We start from the raw sequence: 16,354 nt of genomic DNA on the forward strand, positions 1-16,354 counted from the left end.
TAGAACTTAACTAATTATTTGAATGAAATATTAGCTTCTTTAAGCAGCCGATAGGCAGTCTCGGCCATAATTTGATGGGCAGGGCCTGTCGGATGTACCGGATCGAAAAACAAAAAGCCATCACAGGTATCGAATTCACTTGTGGGTCGAATGCGTGAGGCGATTTGCAGAACTGATTTTTGACTCGGCTTATCAATCATCACATCGTAACAGGTTTGCTCAATATTGTTGAAACCGTAATGAGCAGGATTTGCAAAAATCTGGTTCAGTAGTTCGTTTACATCATAGAATATCCATTGCACTTTGGGATATTCCTTGCGCAGTTGCTTCATCGTTTCAGCCAATGCAGCATTATGCGCCTGGCAAAATTCAGATAGAATCTCTTCCGCATCAAACTCTTTGGCAGCAGGTGCTTTCCCCAAATCGGGTAAATTAAATACCAGAATATGGCGAGCCCCCTTACTGGCCAATTCCGACAGGCTGTGAGCAATACCCTTGTTGACGCGCTCAACCGTTTCATTAACCCCATCGGGAACGCCAAGATAGTTATTAGCACCAATCCAGACGACATACAGATTGTCTTTTTCCGCCCGATTATTATGGCTGAGAAAATAGCTGTCGATCTCGCTGCGCAAGGTAAACAGCACTCCGCCATCATCCTCTTCAGAAACACCAGCCCCGCCAAACGCATAATCCTTTAAATGACTTTCCGGATTTTGTTTGTAATAAAGAGCCAGCAGACGCTCCACCCAGATAGGGCCGTTTGTAAACCGTCCTTCATAATAAGGCGGGGATTGCGGCAATTGATGGTGCATGTACTCATAAAGATTGCCGTTATCCGAAAGGCTATCACCAAATACGACGATATTTTTTAAAGCGGCCGATTGGATAACAGTGGAGAAAAACAAAACACATAAGGTCAGTAATACTTTCATTTAAAGCCTTAATTTATTGTATTTTATGAAAAACGATGAATTATAGTATGGAACTGCTATACAATCAATTTAATTTACAATAAGTCAACTATTAGAGCATTAATTGGCAATTTTGAATGGTTAGTTGCCGATGTCCAGGCCAATTGAAACTCGGCATGAATTTTGAATATGTAATTATCCTTGATCAAGAAAAATGGAACCGCTCATGAAAATGAATAGCAGATTTCTAAAAATTTTTCCTCTGGCCCTATATGCTCTGATTTCTTTTTGCCATAGCAGCCTGTTGTGGTTTTAATTCACTCGCTTGTAATTTTGCATTTATTGCTTGAACTTTTATGATTTTATTCACAATATAATTGTCAAAGCGTTCAGGTGATAAATGCCATGCTCCCATCAGAATACACACACAAGCTGGAAGAATTTAGAAAACATATTTTTGCATTACCCACCACCGAATTGAAATATCATTTATTTTTGTTGCTTGCCGCAATTGAACCCATTAATACCCCCCAAACAAGAGACATCCTGGCCCTTTCCATTGATTTGACAGTTCAATGTAAGGATTTTTTAAATCCCGGACAGCGTGCAGATGAGCTTCAGGAACAGATCGGGCTGGTGAATACCAAATACGGTCGCTTGGTTAAGCTCATTGATAAATACAACAGCAGTTTTGTTTTGTATCCTCATCTGCTAACGATTGGCTCGGCTTTGTTAGCGATTACGCTTGGCTTGTTTTTCGCAATCCTGGGAGGAATCACCGGAGTTGTCCAGGGAATAACTAACCAGCAAAACCCCTTAAAATATTTTGCATTGGGTACATTTGTGGGCTTGTGTCTAGGGGGGGCAATTGGAAATCGAACACCGGAATATTTGCTGGAAGAGCCGTTATTCAGGAAATTGAAATTGGTATTAAACGGCCTGACCCTTAATCTGAATCAATTAACCTCATCTCGTAAAACAATTCATGACTATCTCAACGAGGTGTTGGATGATCTCCTGGTTAATTATTTCAATAACGATAAGGAAAAGCTGAATCATTTTTTGAATTCGCCCGCCAGTTATACAACCGGAAGTCATCCGGCAGAATTTGTAAGTGAACATTTAAGAGGTTATGTGGGACAACATGCCCTGATTGCAGTGAAAATTGCTGATAAACCTCCTTTTGCCCTTGAGTTTGCAATTTCACCATCCGATCTCACCAGAGATCTGACTCAACCCATTTCGCGCCAGACCACCGGTAGAAAAATCGCTGAAATGATGGCTTTGCACCGACAGATGCAGGAAACGCATGCCTGCACACTGCATTACATGGTAAATCGGATGAAGCCTGGAGAGACAGACTGCCTCGCCTATGTACTTCGCCTGACGGATGGAATCAACGAACCCAGGCCACCCATTAAACGATTTTATCAACAGAATGGTATTGGAAATTTTCTGTCTTTCTTTATTAGTCATTTAAGTGCATTTTCCGAGAAGGAGGAACAATCGATTGGGGTCAGACCCGCTTCAGGGCAGACTGGTTGAACGTGAATAAAGCATTTTTTTCAAAAAACAGCCTAGTCGCGATTATTTTGCTGCTAATTGGATTCAATATCAGCTATTCATTGATCAATTGCTGGAATTTTGTAACGGATGATGCGTTTATCAGCTGGCGTTACGCCGATCAATTGGCTCAGGGCAATGGACTTCTGTGGACAGTCAATAAGCTGCCAGTGGAAGGCTACTCCAATTTTACATGGATTCTGTTGGCTTATCTGGTTATCAAACTAGGCTTGCCCTTAATCCCTTCCCTCAAAGTAGTGGCTACCAGCTGTCTTTTACTAGCCTTCTTTTTACTTTATCGCTGTGCGCGGCTATTCGGCAGCCCTTTTTATGCTTTGCTCAGCGTTTACCTGTTCTCCTGCTACAAAGGGCTCTACTGGTGGACAGTGAGTGGTCTTGAGACCAGTTTGTTCATTATGCTGGTCCTGATCTTTACTTTTTTATTGCTACAAATATTCTCTGATACTAAACAAAATAATCGCGGGAGCTGCTTCTGGCTTTGTATTAGTCTGACGCTTTTATCACTCACCCGCTTTGAAGGGATTCTATGGCTGGTATTTGCCGGTCTTTACATTATTTGCCACTGGTTTCATGCCGGCAGCGCTCGGGAAAACTTCTGGAAATCTATTCTGAAGCCAGCCGCCGTCTGCTTTATATTGGGATTTCTATTACCTTATTCCCTTTATTTTTCATGGAGACTCAGTTATTTTGGCCAGCTACTACCCAATAGCTATCTTTGCAAATGGATGAGCAGTTTTTATCCCTCAATAGCCTCCTACTATCGTTTTTTTCTAATTCAGGATTATCTTGCAATCAGCTTTCCCTCGTTAATTATCGGGCTTCCCTATTTAATGGCAAGATTCGACTGCCGGCATCTTCTCTTATGGTTACCATCACTGGCCTATGCCTTATTGCTTTGGGATGCTAACCCGGTAATCGCTCATTATAATCGTCTTTTTTTACCCGCATTTGCGCTGGTTTGCATACTGCCCCCTCTTGGAATTAATGAATCTCTGCACTATTTTTCAATCAATGAGCGTTATAAACAGCTTATATGTCTGATTGCTATTCTGTTACTGGCCTTTTCCAGTATACCGTCGATTAGGTCAGAGCAAATTCAAAATGAATTAGGTCATTATCAGCAACGAAGCGCGCTTCGTCTTAAAGTCAGTCAATTGATTAATCAACAAGCAAAAAAGAATGCCCGTATTCTGGTGTCCGATTGCGGAGTGATCCCCTATTTTGGCCGATCTGATTTAGAGTTCATCGACAGCGAGTGTCTTAATAATCGTGACATGACTCAATATAAATCTCTTGAATTATATGCTGTGAATCTTATGCGAAACGCTCGACCTGACTGGATCATTTATTCAGTCAATGAATTGGGCAGGGCTAATGATCTGATGGAAATACTGATGGCGAAAGGATTTTTAAACCATTATCAATTAGTGGGAGTGTTTCCTTTATATGCAACCAGGGCCAATGGCCAACGGTTCGCAGATTTCACTTATCGTATTTATCGATGTTTACCGGATTATTGTAATTATTAACCAATGGATTAAGAGGAGTATCATGGCAGTGACACCTGAGGAATTTCGAGAAAAGTTTTATAGATATCTGGTTTCTATTCTCAATACCCCCGGCAAAATACAGATAGCCAGGCAAAATTTTCACAGCTCAGACGATACAAAGCGCTTCATGCATAAAGAGAGTTTTGGCATTCAGCACTGGAAGGATAATGACGCTCTGGATCTTACCGCCGCAGTGGCAGAAGCTCATGCCTTAACAATGGAATACTATCAAAAAGAGCCTATAGAAATTACACAGAAATACAATCAAACATTTCTGAATACGGTAATTAGCGGGCTGGCAAGTCCAATACGTTCTGACGAACCATTGAAATTACTGGTTGAGAAAATTAAAACGCAGATAAGAGTGACTAATACCGAACCTTCATTGATTAATCAGTATACCCTGTTAGGCGGTGGTGCTGCCTTGCTGGTCTTGGGAGTGGCGGCTTTGGCGAGTTCTGGTTCAAATACACCGAAAATCTAGCTTGGTTCAGACCGCGACTTGTCCGGGGCTGCTACATAAATAGAACCAAGCTAACTTGCTGTCTTTGCGAACGAAGTGAAGCAATCCAGATCGAAACTTAAACAAAGTTAGTAGGTGGATTGCTTCGCTAATGCTCGCAAAGACCGTGCTTGTGTCCGGGTTAAGAGGTGATGAAGGCCTTGACCTTACACCACACCCAAGGAGGTCAGCTTTAACTGACGCCCGCAAACCCAGGCTTTGTTAAGGTCCTGGAATACTTCTTTTGGCATGCCTTGAGGTAAACGAACAGTGGAATAATCCTCATGAATTTTCAGGCCGGAAATCTGACGGCTCTGTAAGCCGGCTTCATTGGCTATCGCTCCCACAATGTTACCGGGTTTCACACCGTGAATTCGACCCACATCGATTCTAAACAATTCCTGTTGATGATTATCAGCAAATCGCTTATCGCTTTTACCTGATTTCCTTGCTGACAGTTCAAAACGGTCCTCTCGACGGCGCTCACTGCCTCTTGAGCTTCTCATATCGCCGTCACGGCTGCGTTTTTCCTTAGCTTCTTTGAATTGCGGCAAGTTTTGCTGCCAGGGTTTATCCTGATGAAGCAGCAATGCCAGAGCGGCAGCAACGTCAGCGGGCGACACTTTATTTTGTGCAAGATAATCTTCCACAATGGCTTTATAAGCCGGTAAGTGCTCATGCGTTAAGCGAGCAGAAATGTTATCCATAAAGCGTTTCTGGCGTGCCTGCTGAATTGCATGATCATTCGGCACTGTAATTTTTTCAATACGTTGTCGCGTATGTCGTTCAATTGTAGTAAGTATTCTTGACTCACGTGGGGTAATGAACAGAATAGTCACTCCGCTTCGGCCAGCACGTCCGGTTCTGCCGATACGGTGTACATAGGTTTCACAATCATGCGGAACATCATAATTGATAACATGCGTGACACGCTCAACATCCAGCCCCCGTGCGGCTACGTCGGTAGCTACCAGAATATCAATCGCTCCCTGTCGGAACTGGGCAATAATCCGCTCTCTTAAAGCCTGGGTTATATCCCCGTGAATAGCCATTGCTCGATAACCCTGCTGTTGCAGAGATTCAGCGACTTCTTCTGTGCTGCTTTTAGTCCGAACAAAAACTATTACTCCCTGATAATCCTCAACCGCCAGAATACGATGCAAAGCATCAGGCTTCTGGCCCTGAGAAGCAAAAAGAAAGCGCTGCTCAATACTTTTAACAGTAGCTGTTTCTGAGCGAATTTCAATAGAAACAGGGTCGCGCAGATAATTATTGGCAATCTGGCGAATACGATAAGGCATTGTCGCTGAAAATAATGCCATTTGTTTTGCTTCAGGCAATTTGGACAGGATGAGCTCCACGTCTTCAATAAAGCCCATACGCAGCATTTCATCCGCTTCATCAAGTACAAAAGTCTTCAGCTGATTAAGCTGTAAAGTGCCTCTGTCGATGTGATCAAGAATTCGACCTGGTGTCCCGACCACGATTTGGGCACCGTCTTTTAATTGTTTTAACTGACGGCGATAATCCTGTCCTCCGCAAAGAACAGAAACGGTGATGCCAGCTAAATGAATACTCAAAGCAGAAAATTGTTCAGCCACCTGAATGGCGAGCTCGCGTGTGGGCGCTAAAATTAAGGCTTGCGTCGCAGAGGATTTCAGGTTTAACTGCTGTAATATGGGCAAAGCAAAGGCTGCCGTTTTGCCCGTACCGGTTTGCGCCTGGGCAATAACATCCTGTCCCTCAAGCAGGCAGGGAATGGTTTGCGCCTGAACAGGAGAGGGCGTTTGAAATTGCATATCAGACAGGGCTTTTAATAAAGCCTGAGATAGTCCAAGAGATGCAAAGCTTGTTGAATCATTTGTCATAGAACTTCCAAGATAAAGCAAAACCAGGTAAAGCGGTTTAAGTTATATAAAATTTGCTCACTATAATAGCAAAATATACAGGATTATGCACGGATTATATTTTTTATTGTTGATTTATTTCTTAATTCACAGTTAATTTTTTGCTGATATACTTAAGTGATAAATGCAGTAACAATTGGAAATTTTATGGCTGATCCAAAAGAAGTTCTCACTCAGGTAGGCTCCGCATTAGTATCTGGCGGAAAAGCGTTACTCGATAATGTTCCGGTAGCACTTATTCCTTTTGGTACCCACTTGAAAACCGAACAGCGCATGGAGCTGTTCAGTCCTGATTCAATGCACAAGCAATTTAAGGCCTACGAAACCAGTGCGAAAGGACCTGATCAAATAAAACTGGGCAGCAAAACACCCTTCGATGACTACGAAAAAAACAAAGTTAAAAATACAGACGTCTTTGCTGAGATTAAAACCCAGGATGAGAAGGAAAACTTCGGTCATAAGATCAATCAGGATACAGATCCTGCCAAAGCGGTAAAAAAAGCGCTTGAGGATATTCTGGTTACTGATGACAAAACCACAGCAGCGCAAAAAGAGTATGCAAACTCAGTGACTGCGCTGAATAATCTGTTACATAGTAAGACACCGCGCTATCAGGTTGAAGCAGTCGCCAGCAAGCTGCAGGAGGCAAATGCTGACGCCAAAAAGGCGATTGAAAATCAGCATAAACTGGAAAAAGACAAGCTGGAAGCCCTGTTTAAAGAGGATGATTTTAAAACCAAGCTTAAAACAACCATGGGCCTGAGCACCGATACCCAGCTGGAAAGTTTTAAAAAAGAAATGGAAACAAAGCTGGATAAGGCACACAAAGACGCCCTCTCCAAGTTTGAAAGCTCGGTGACAGAAGATGTTAAAAGTCTGCACACTCAGGCAGAAAATGAGCGTCGCCGTGTAGCCTGGCTGGCGACCATGTGGCATCACTCCAATGCCATGCAAAAAGAAATTGCTCGCGTGGCTGAACTAAATAAGCAAGGCAAAGCCGCTGCAGCAACGACAATCTCCGTCAATGTTAACGAGAAAGGCCTTGCCATTTTTGAAAATGTCAAGATTGAAGATCTTCAGTACATGGAAGGTATCACAGGTTTGCGTATGAATGTTAAGGATGGCAAATACTCTATGCAGTTACCTCAATACGGCTTTCTTTATTACAACACCCGTCACGATAATGTCCTTTATGATTTAACCTCACTCGCTTCTGCAGTCTATGCCACCGGGGCAAATTCCATTAACATGAAGGTACAGCACAAGGATGAAAAATGGGCAATGGAATTAGGCAGACGCTCTTTTGAGGCTTGTTTACGTGCCGGTTTTCAGGAAGGCACTTTCCCAGATCCCAAAGATCCCAGCAAATCGCTTTCCAATATCACTACTGTGGTTAATGGAAAATCGAAAACTGTTGATGAACTGTTTGACACTCCAGAACTGCAGGCACGTCTGCAAGAAATTCGGCGCGTCGCAACTCAGGAAGCAACACAACGCAAAAACTATATTGAAAATCCGATTAGCAAAACCACTAATAGCGATGTGATAAAAAACGCCCTGCAAACTGAAAAGGCCAAAGTCAAAGATGCGGAAGCTGAGGCTGAAAAACAGGCAGAATTGGCGCAAAATAGCGCTCCAGCTCAGACTCTTTAAACCGCGTGAGTTACAAAACTCACGCTTCATTCCACTCAAAAGGATTTACCAATGACAATATCCTCTCATGATAATGCCTACCACTACTCATTTCACCAGTTAGCAGGAGGACAAGACCTGCCGCTGGCGAACTTTAAAGGCAATGTGTTGATTGTTGTGAATACCGCCTCAAAATGTGGTTTTACACCGCAATATGCTGGTCTCGAAAAATTATATCAGGACTATAAAGATCGCGGCCTGGTGGTTCTTGGCGTGCCATCCAATGATTTTGGCAAACAGGAACCGGGAACAGAAGAAGAAATCGGTCAATTTTGCCAGATTAATTATGGCGTGACCTTTCCAATGGCAGGCAAAGAAGTAGTTTCCGGAAAAAATGCCCATCCTTTCTTTCAATGGGCTCATAAAACATTAGGATTTGGCAGTGCTCCCAAATGGAATTTTCATAAATACCTGATTAATCGAAATGGCGAACTGGTCACTTATTTTTTTTCAACCACCGCCCCTGATTCGACACGCTTCATTAAAGCTATCGAGAAAGAACTCGATTCAGGATCTGATAATTCGTCACAAAATTAACTGCTTATGTAGGTATAATTAACCCTCTCCCTAGCCCTCTCCCAAAGGGAGAGGGGATTTTCTTTTTAAACGGAACCTTCTTTAAAGTCCTCTCGCCCCTCAGGGGAGAGAGTTAGAGAGAGGGGTTAAAATTGAACCCTATCCCAAGTTGGGAGAGGGGACTTTCTCTTAATTTACCACTACAAAAACTCATTGAATCTCGCCCCTGATTTCTGTTATTTTGTAGAAGGTAATTCAAAATGGAAGCTGCCAACAGCAAAAGGAGGTTGCATGGAATCGCAGGATTTTAATGAATTCGAATCTGAAATAAATGACGACCACAGCATGGACGATGCGGTATGTGAAACTGCTTCCAGCAAAAGACTTGAACGGCGAAGACGAATTGAAGACATTCTCGAAGAAAAACGTTTAAGAGAGGAGCTGGAGGAGTATTAAAGGAGGGGCTAAGCCCCTCCCTGGATTAAGACCTGGGACTAGCCCAAATCTGGCGCTTTATTTTGCTGATTCAATTGCTCATAGACCTTTTTCGCAGGGACATAATGCGGGAACTGAGTCATCAGACGATCCAGAATCATACGTGACAGGGTTTCATCACCACGATTCCATTCATTCAGAGCATCCATATACATCAACTCCGCAGGTTGTCCAGCCAGCACAGGGGCTTTGTTCAATTGCAGAGGCTCAATAAAACTTAGCTTCTGTTCCTGCTGGGCATTTAGCAAGCGCAGCATCGTTTCAGCCTGATTACTGCCATTGCTGCTGGCCTTAACCAACAGTGGCTTGCCCTGAGCAATGGAGGGCTCTCCCAGCTGCCCATCGATATACATCATGGCTAGCTGATACTGAGCATAGGCATTGCTGTTAGCTGCAAGACCCTTGTAGATATCAGCGGCATGCTGAATATCTTTCTGTACCCCGATACCATACTGATACATTCTTGCCAGGGCCATTTGCGCTTTTTCATTCCCCAGATCAGAAGCTTGCTGGTAATAACTGACTGCATTGGGAAAATCAAGCTTTGTGGCCACTCCAGTCTCTGATAACAGACCAAGCTGGTACATTGCCCCGCTATCGCCTGCGGCTACAGCTTTCTTGTACCAGTGCAGTGCCTGTTGCTCATCACGAATACCGTTGATTCCATTGAAGTAGAGTCCTGCCAGCTGGGTCATTGCCTTGCCATAACCCTGCTCGGCTGCTTGTTGAAAATACTCTCTGGCTTTTTCAGGATTGACTGGCATCCCTTTACCGTTTTCATAGAGAAGGCCGAGATCATACTGAGCAATGGCATCACCGGTAGCTGCAGCACGGCTATAGTTATCCGCTGCATTGGCATAGTCATCATCTACAGTATCGTAGATAAAACCCAGCGCTACCGAGGCATAGGGAGAATGGGCTTGTGCCTGCTTATACCATTTCTTTGCCATTTCATAATCAGGCTGTTTACCTATGCGTCCCATCTGATAGAGCTGTGCCAGTAAAAATTGAGCGATTGGCTGGTTCTGCTCAGCAGCTTCTGTATACCAATGTGCTGCCACTTCACTGTTCGCCTCTCCCCCCAGACCCCGATCATAAAGAAACGCCAGTTTTAATTGCGCATCCTTATCACCCTTCCCGGCAAAGTACTCATAGATATCGCGGGCCTGTTTCATTTTTTCGGGATCATTGGCCTGCTGCAGGAAATAGTCAGCGAGCAATAAACCTGCTTTACTGTTGCCCTGCTTTCTGGCGTCGTCGAGTTCGGTCAGGAAATATTCACCAACATCATGCTTAAGAACACCTAAATTCAGACTGGCATAGGAAAATCCGGCATCAGCTGATTCCTGTAACAACGCGCGGCCTTTTTCAGTATCCTTGGCAACCCCATTGCCCTCAGTAAAATAGGTGCCCAGTATAAACGCGCTCACCGGATTGGTGGTCGCCTGCTGATACCAGTATAAGGCTTCGTATTGATTGGGGGAGACTGCAATACCCCGATCATACATCATACCCAGCAACAGAGCGGCTTCAGAATTTCCATTACGAGCTTCCCGGCGCGCCGTTTCAAACGCTTGCTCCTGTTTTTTGGGATCGCTGTCCATCGCGTTATAGAACGCCAGCGGAAGAATCGCCTCTGCCACCCCTTGTTTGGCAGCGCCCGCATACAGGCGTTTGATCAGATCGCTGCGATGCTTTTTAGCGGCCTGGCTTAAACCGGACTGTTTTTCCTTTACCAGATAATCAGCCAGACGGTATTCGGCTTCACCAAAATGATTCGCTGAAGCCAGGTAATACATTGCCATCGCCTGTTGATGATTGGGCTTAATCATTTCGTTGCCGTTTGGATCAGTCAGGCCTTTTTCATAGATATTAGCCAGCACATATTGCGCATAGGCATTGCCCTTAAAGGCCGCATCAGTCATCCATTCGATACCTTTCTGATAATCAACCGGATTGGTTTTTCCTTCGAGATACATTACCCCAAGATTATATTCTGCCCTTACATCCTGCTGGGCAGCTGCCAGTTGATAATAAATAATCGCCTGGTCAATATTTTTGACCACACCAATACCGTATTGATATAACTGGCCAATTTCAAATTGTGCTGAGGAATTTCCAAGAATTGCCTGGTTATACATCTCACTTAGAACGGCTTGCATATTAGCCTGTTGCTTCCAGCCCAATGTTTGCTGTGCCAGATAATCAGGTGAGTTTTCTTCCTCATCTTTTTGCAGATAGGACGCTCCATCATCCACAGGCGCTGAACCTTGTTTGTGCTTGAGGACCATTGAATCATGACGTATCAACGAAGCAATTTGCTTGTCAATCGGGTAGCGAGGGTAAGACCAGTCATTGGAATGGGCACCAGTCAGCATCGGAGCCAATACATCAAAATAATCGTTAATTGGAATGGTATCCGGTTGAGCCATCACGAATTGCGGCTGATACAAATGCTTACGAGTCACCGCATCCATTTGTGGCGGCGCATTATAATTATTTTCTTTTAACGCTTGTGGATTATTCCAGGCGCTGTAAATCCCGCCCAGTTGGTAAACACCGTTAAATTGCTCTTCTGTATCGTTACTTAGCCAACGCGCGGCAGCGATTTGCGGATCAAGCTCAATCTTTTTGCTGGCATTCGCTTCTGCAGTCTGCTTCCATTGGGCAGCCAGATTTTCATCCACCGCAACACCTTGTCCCTTCTTATACATTTCAGATAAAGACTTTTGAGCATCCATAGAACCGTTTTGTGCAGCTTTTAGCATCCACATAAAGCCAGAGTCGACATCCTGCTGCGGGTTGGTAGCCGCCAGATAGAATTTGGCCAGATCAAGCTGAGCATCGATATTGTTAGCTTCTGCTGCTCTGCTAAACCAGTCCTTGGCTTCAGCGAAATTGTTTTGCTTTTGCGCAAGTTCCCCTAAAGAAACCATTGCCGGGGTGTAATTCTGATTCGCGGCCTGCTCCATTAACTGTTTGGCTTTGGCCAGGTCACGGGTAACAATTCCACCAGCAGCATATAGTTCACCCAGTTTTACCAATGCTTTGGGGTTATTCTGTTCGGCAGCCTTGTTCAGCCATATCAAACCCAATTTCTTATTTCTGCTGTCTCTGCTATCCAGAAAATGATCAGCAACGGCAAATTGTGCAATCGGGTTGCCATTTTTTGCCGCCTCAATGAAATAGCGACGCCCCATATCGGTATTTTGTTTAACTCCATATCCATAGATATAGGCAGCAGCACAATACATTTGCGCCGCAGTGTTATCGGCATCAGCCAGTTTTTTAAACCACTGAAATGCCTGAGCAGGGTCTTTTCCTTTTTGCAGATAATAGCGAGCGAGTAACTCCTGGGCTGGCATATACCCTTTCTGGGCCGCATCGGTAAAATAACGAAGCGCCAATGCATTATTTTTTAGCTCTCCATAACCATAAAGCCGCATTCTTCCCATGTAATACTCGACTACAGGATCCTTGCCTGGTCCCTCCGCAAAGCTTTTGGCAGCCAGAAAATAATTGCCGCGACGATAAGCGTCGACTCCGTCAGCAGCTTGTACAGTATTGGCTGCAGTTGCAGCTACCAGACAAAACCACGGGATAAATGATTTCATGGTGACTCCCTCTTTTTGTTATCGCTTGCCAAGTATTTGCGATCTTATAGCGCCGGAATGATGCCATAACGCACAACATCGCGAAGAGCGCCACTCCTTGTATTACCGTTTACCAGCCAGTAATTTCCTTTATTATTCAAACCATATTTTACATTGGTATACTCACAGACCTGTAAATGATCCGCACAATCCACTATCTGACCATAAGTAGAACCCTTCTGTGGTACAGTACAAATGTACTTCATCAGCTTTTCACTTGTGGATAGCACTGCCCACTGTCCATTTCGGATCGTATGATTCAGATACATGCTGCGCGAACTTTCCTTATTGAGCATCTGATACAGACTAACTGCCTGATTTGACTTATTAAATAGAAAGTACATAGACTGAGCGGCCCCAGCCTCTTCTGGAAGCAGTTTCAGTGTTTTTAATTCAAACAGATAACCGGTGTCACGACAACCGAGAGGATTTCGGTTATCTTCTTTTTCTACCTTTTCTGCGTAACTTGCTTGCATTAAGCCTAATAACACAGACGCAAGCAGCAGAGTTTTTCCGGAATTTATTGTTTTCATTTTTTTGCTCCACTGTTGGTGGCCAATATTGGACGAACAATTACCTTTGTACCCAATCGATTAATTTTGGGGTTGGCTATTTCTACAAATTCATGATTCAACCAAAGCGCATCCTGCGTGAACAACCTGACACATCCATGACTGGCCCGTTCCCCAGGCATATCATCGGAACCGTGTAAAGCAAAACCTTTGTGGAAATACATACAGTAAGGCATCTTTGCGCCCCCTCTGCCGATAGGGAACACGTTGGAACGGCATTTCTCATTTTCTTTGCTGAAGAAATGGAAGATCCCCGTCATTGTGCGGCAAGAGTGGTTACTGTCAGAGCATTTATCCCGGCCTGAAGAGATAGGACCCCAGTTAACCAGCTTGCCGTTCACATCATAAGCTGCCCAGGCTAATTTGTCCTGATCGACAATCACCTGCTTTTCATCCTCGGGTGCAATCTTTTGCGGGAAGGGAGCGAAATCGAGCAACGTTTTTTGATTAAGATCTTTTGGGACTACAATTTCCTTACCCGCCCATAAATGATTGTAGGAGCGGTTCAAACGCTGAACAATATCACGCTGCACTGGGTCTGGAAACAGCGTTTCCCATGTTTGTCCCTTTTGCACTTTGATGCATTGATACTGAGAATAAGCACAAAGACCCACGCCATAATAATTGCTTGCGGCAGACACTGAAGTCGATAGCAATAATGTCATCACTGCTAATAGTTTTCTCATAATTTGCTCCCTTCGTGCATTTATCTTTTCTCAAGCAAAAAACGTGCTTAAATTTGTATTATTAATCTGTTTCAAAGCTAATGTCGGTAGAAGGTGAAAAAAGTTTAGCTAAAAAGGAAACTTTTCCAGCTACAAATTCTGAAATACCGGCCAATGCAGACAAAAGCCTATACATTCTCTCAAATGTCGCCTTTTTTCAAGCCTCAGGATGGAAATGTTGAAAAATTCGCATTGCCAGTTCGGCATTGATTCCGGATACTTTTACAATTTCATCATAAGGCGCTTTTGCCAGTTCTCTGATACCGCCAAAACGGTTCATCAGTGCCTGACGCCGCTTTGGCCCAACTCCCTCGATAGTTAATAAGGAAGAATCCAGTCCAGTTTGCAAACGCTTTTTACGATGGGAAGTAATCGCGAATCGATGCGCCTCATCGCGAATATGCTGTAAAAGGTGGAGTGCAGGAGAATCCATGGGTAAAGTAATTTCTCTATCCTGAGATACCAGAATCAAACGCTCCCAGCCGGCCTTTCGTTCCGGACCTTTTGCAATCCCCAGCAAAAAAACCGATTGAACACCTAATGAAGATAATACCTTCGATGCCACCCCAACCTGCCCTTTACCGCCGTCAATTATCAGTACATCCGGCAAATTCTGCATTGCCGTCAGACGTCTGAAGCGGCGGGTAATCGCCTGCTCCATTGCCGCATAATCATCTCCTGGCGTAATACCCTGAATGTTGAAGCGTCTGTATTCACTTTTCCAGGGCCCCTCCTGATTAAATACGACGCAGGATGCAACCGTGGAATCCCCTTGCGTGTGGCTGATATCAAAGCATTCCATTCGGGTAATCGCCGATGGCAGGGCAAGTAACTCCATAAGAGCGCTGTAGCGTTTTTCAAGTGTGGTGGTGGAAGCAATATGCTCAGACACTGCCAGACGCAGATTTTTGCGGGCCAGCTCAAGCCATCTGGCTTTAATCCCTCGCGGCTTTGAATTAATGCGAACCTCTTTTTTTCTTAGATCGCCCAACATCAGTTCAATGACCGGCTCATCGGTCAAAGCCTCATCCAATATAATGAGCGAAGGAATCCTCTCTGGCGTTTCAAGATAATAGTATGAAACAAAGGCTTCAAATACTTGCTGACGCAAATCATTGGGTTCATATTCTTCAAGAGCAATGTGTTTTCTGGGCATGCTGGGAAAAAAACTTTGGCTGGCAATCACCTGACCATCTCTGATCGTGAGACATTGAATACAGGCAAAACCCGGCTGTACATCCATGACAATCACATCGGCATCGCCGCGCAACTGAATTATCCCCTGCTGTTCCTGTACCAGGCGTAAACTTTTTATCTGGTCGCGCAAAACAGCGGCTTCCTCAAAAGCCAGGCGCTCAACCGCACTCTCCATGCGCTTGGCCAGCTCATCAAGAATTTGCCCGCATTTACCCTGCAAAAACCGCAGCGCATCATTAATTGATTGCTGATAGTCTTCAGGACTGATATAGGCAGTGCAGGGAGCGCTGCAGCGTTTAATCTGATATTGCAGGCAGGGTCTTGAACGTGCATTAAAATAACTGTCGCGGCAATTGCGGATTTTAAACACTTTCTGAATCACTCCAAGTGTTTCCCGTACCGAGCCCGCACTGGGATAAGGTCCAAATACCTGGCCTTTCTGCGGCTTTCGCTTACTGCGAAACATTTCGATTCGGGGGTACACACTTCCAGCGCTTACCTGAATATAAGGATAGGTTTTATCATCGCGCATCAATACGTTATATCGAGGCCGCAGGGTTTTAATGAGGCTGCTTTCCAGCAATAAGGCTTCGGTTTCGCTGCTGGTTACTGTTATGTCAATAGCGGTGATTTGATTGACCAGTGATTGGGTCTTGGTACCGATTGTTTGTTTATTGAAATAACTGCTGACTCTTTTTTTAAGATTGGATGCTTTGCCTACATACAGCACAGTACCCTCCCCATCCAGCATGCGATAAACACCAGGCTGGCTGGTGAGCTTTGATAGAAAGGCTGAAAAATCTGTAGTGACTTCGTGATTACTCATAGGGTTACAATTATACTATAAAACTCAATATTTTTTGCACTCAGTTGAAATCCCCTCTCTCTAACTCTCTCCTGAGGGAGAGAGGACTTTAAGAGCTCAATCGTATATTGAACTGTCGTCCCCGCGAAGGCGCTGAGTGATCCTGTCATTATTTTGAACAACTCAAAGCGCCAGATTCAATAAATGAGTGATATTGCTGTTGCAGGTCACTCATTACGCTC

The 16,354-nt window shown here is 44.3% G+C and carries 12 protein-coding genes; 6 read left to right on the forward strand and 6 right to left on the reverse strand.

The features are described 5' to 3' along the window. Positions 1–14: 14 nt before the first annotated feature. On the reverse strand, positions 15–935 hold the full coding sequence (gene plaA, locus E1O89_RS14445; RefSeq protein ID WP_133140773.1) for a GDSL family lysophospholipase PlaA: 921 nt from the start codon (positions 933–935) through the stop codon (positions 15–17). A 384-nt stretch (positions 936–1,319) separates the two neighbouring features. Between plaA and E1O89_RS14450 the strand changes: the two genes are divergently transcribed. From E1O89_RS14450 to E1O89_RS14460, 3 genes are read left to right on the forward strand one after another with little or no spacing between them, the layout of a single operon-like run. After that, entirely contained in the window at positions 1,320–2,459 is a 1,140-nt protein-coding gene (locus E1O89_RS14450; RefSeq protein WP_133140774.1) for a hypothetical protein, read from the forward strand. 2 nt (positions 2,460–2,461) lie between these two features. After that, on the forward strand, positions 2,462–4,027 hold the full coding sequence (locus E1O89_RS14455; RefSeq protein ID WP_133140775.1) for a protein LphB: 1,566 nt from the start codon (positions 2,462–2,464) through the stop codon (positions 4,025–4,027). Positions 4,028–4,049: 22 nt separating this feature from the next. Further along, the gene (locus E1O89_RS14460) at positions 4,050–4,532 is read left to right on the forward strand and encodes a hypothetical protein (RefSeq protein ID WP_133140776.1); all 483 of its coding nucleotides are present in this window, start codon (positions 4,050–4,052) and stop codon (positions 4,530–4,532) included. Between the two features lie 185 nt (positions 4,533–4,717). Here the strand turns inward: E1O89_RS14460 and E1O89_RS14465 are convergent, their stop codons facing one another. Further along, on the reverse strand, positions 4,718–6,418 hold the full coding sequence (locus E1O89_RS14465) for a DEAD/DEAH box helicase (protein ID WP_133140777.1): 1,701 nt from the start codon (positions 6,416–6,418) through the stop codon (positions 4,718–4,720). Positions 6,419–6,604: 186 nt separating this feature from the next. Here E1O89_RS14465 and E1O89_RS14470 point away from each other — a divergent pair, with 186 nt between their 5' ends. From E1O89_RS14470 to E1O89_RS15505, 3 genes are all read left to right on the forward strand, one after another. Continuing rightward, on the forward strand, positions 6,605–8,110 hold the full coding sequence (locus tag E1O89_RS14470; RefSeq protein ID WP_133140778.1) for a hypothetical protein: 1,506 nt from the start codon (positions 6,605–6,607) through the stop codon (positions 8,108–8,110). Positions 8,111–8,161: 51 nt separating this feature from the next. Then, positions 8,162–8,686, forward strand: a complete 525-nt coding sequence (locus tag E1O89_RS14475) for a glutathione peroxidase (protein ID WP_133140779.1) — start codon at positions 8,162–8,164, stop codon at positions 8,684–8,686. 270 nt (positions 8,687–8,956) lie between these two features. Continuing rightward, positions 8,957–9,121, forward strand: a complete 165-nt coding sequence (locus E1O89_RS15505) for a PA3496 family putative envelope integrity protein (RefSeq protein ID WP_165483174.1) — start codon at positions 8,957–8,959, stop codon at positions 9,119–9,121. Between the two features lie 38 nt (positions 9,122–9,159). Here the strand turns inward: E1O89_RS15505 and E1O89_RS14480 are convergent, their stop codons facing one another. The 4 genes from E1O89_RS14480 to uvrC form a co-directional block, all read right to left on the reverse strand. Next, entirely contained in the window at positions 9,160–12,774 is a 3,615-nt protein-coding gene (locus tag E1O89_RS14480; RefSeq protein ID WP_133140780.1) for a tetratricopeptide repeat protein, read from the reverse strand. A 44-nt stretch (positions 12,775–12,818) separates the two neighbouring features. After that, positions 12,819–13,346: an endopeptidase IV gene (locus E1O89_RS14485; RefSeq protein WP_112220674.1), complete on the reverse strand. Its 528-nt coding sequence runs from the start codon at positions 13,344–13,346 to the stop codon at positions 12,819–12,821. After that, positions 13,343–14,071 carry a L,D-transpeptidase gene (locus tag E1O89_RS14490; protein WP_133140781.1) on the reverse strand — a complete coding sequence of 243 codons (729 nt, stop codon included), beginning with the start codon at positions 14,069–14,071 and terminating at the stop codon, positions 13,343–13,345. Before E1O89_RS14490 ends, E1O89_RS14485 begins: the two co-directional genes overlap by 4 nt. Before the next feature lie 196 nt (positions 14,072–14,267). Continuing rightward, positions 14,268–16,133: an excinuclease ABC subunit UvrC gene (gene uvrC / locus E1O89_RS14495; protein ID WP_112220676.1), complete on the reverse strand. Its 1,866-nt coding sequence runs from the start codon at positions 16,131–16,133 to the stop codon at positions 14,268–14,270. Between the last annotated feature and the right edge of the window lie 221 nt (positions 16,134–16,354).

Origin of the sequence: Legionella genomosp. 1 (assembly GCF_900640215.1) — a bacterium.
GTDB lineage: Bacteria > Pseudomonadota > Gammaproteobacteria > Legionellales > Legionellaceae > Legionella_C > Legionella_C quinlivanii_A.

What these genes read in the sequence shown, in the direction of transcription:
- plaA (WP_133140773.1), bottom strand. Translation starts at nt 935, where the DNA reads ATGAAAGTATTACTGACCTTATGTGTTTTGTTTTTCTCCACTGTTATC.
- E1O89_RS14450 (WP_133140774.1), top strand. Translation starts at nt 1,320, where the DNA reads ATGCTCCCATCAGAATACACACACAAGCTGGAAGAATTTAGAAAACAT.
- E1O89_RS14460 (WP_133140776.1), top strand. Translation starts at nt 4,050, where the DNA reads ATGGCAGTGACACCTGAGGAATTTCGAGAAAAGTTTTATAGATATCTG.
- E1O89_RS14465 (WP_133140777.1), bottom strand. Translation starts at nt 6,418, where the DNA reads ATGACAAATGATTCAACAAGCTTTGCATCTCTTGGACTATCTCAGGCT.
- E1O89_RS14470 (WP_133140778.1), top strand. Translation starts at nt 6,605, where the DNA reads ATGGCTGATCCAAAAGAAGTTCTCACTCAGGTAGGCTCCGCATTAGTA.
- E1O89_RS14475 (WP_133140779.1), top strand. Translation starts at nt 8,162, where the DNA reads ATGACAATATCCTCTCATGATAATGCCTACCACTACTCATTTCACCAG.
- E1O89_RS15505 (WP_165483174.1), top strand. Translation starts at nt 8,957, where the DNA reads ATGGAATCGCAGGATTTTAATGAATTCGAATCTGAAATAAATGACGAC.
- E1O89_RS14480 (WP_133140780.1), bottom strand. Translation starts at nt 12,774, where the DNA reads ATGAAATCATTTATCCCGTGGTTTTGTCTGGTAGCTGCAACTGCAGCC.
- E1O89_RS14485 (WP_112220674.1), bottom strand. Translation starts at nt 13,346, where the DNA reads ATGAAAACAATAAATTCCGGAAAAACTCTGCTGCTTGCGTCTGTGTTA.
- E1O89_RS14490 (WP_133140781.1), bottom strand. Translation starts at nt 14,071, where the DNA reads ATGAGAAAACTATTAGCAGTGATGACATTATTGCTATCGACTTCAGTG.
- uvrC (WP_112220676.1), bottom strand. Translation starts at nt 16,133, where the DNA reads ATGAGTAATCACGAAGTCACTACAGATTTTTCAGCCTTTCTATCAAAG.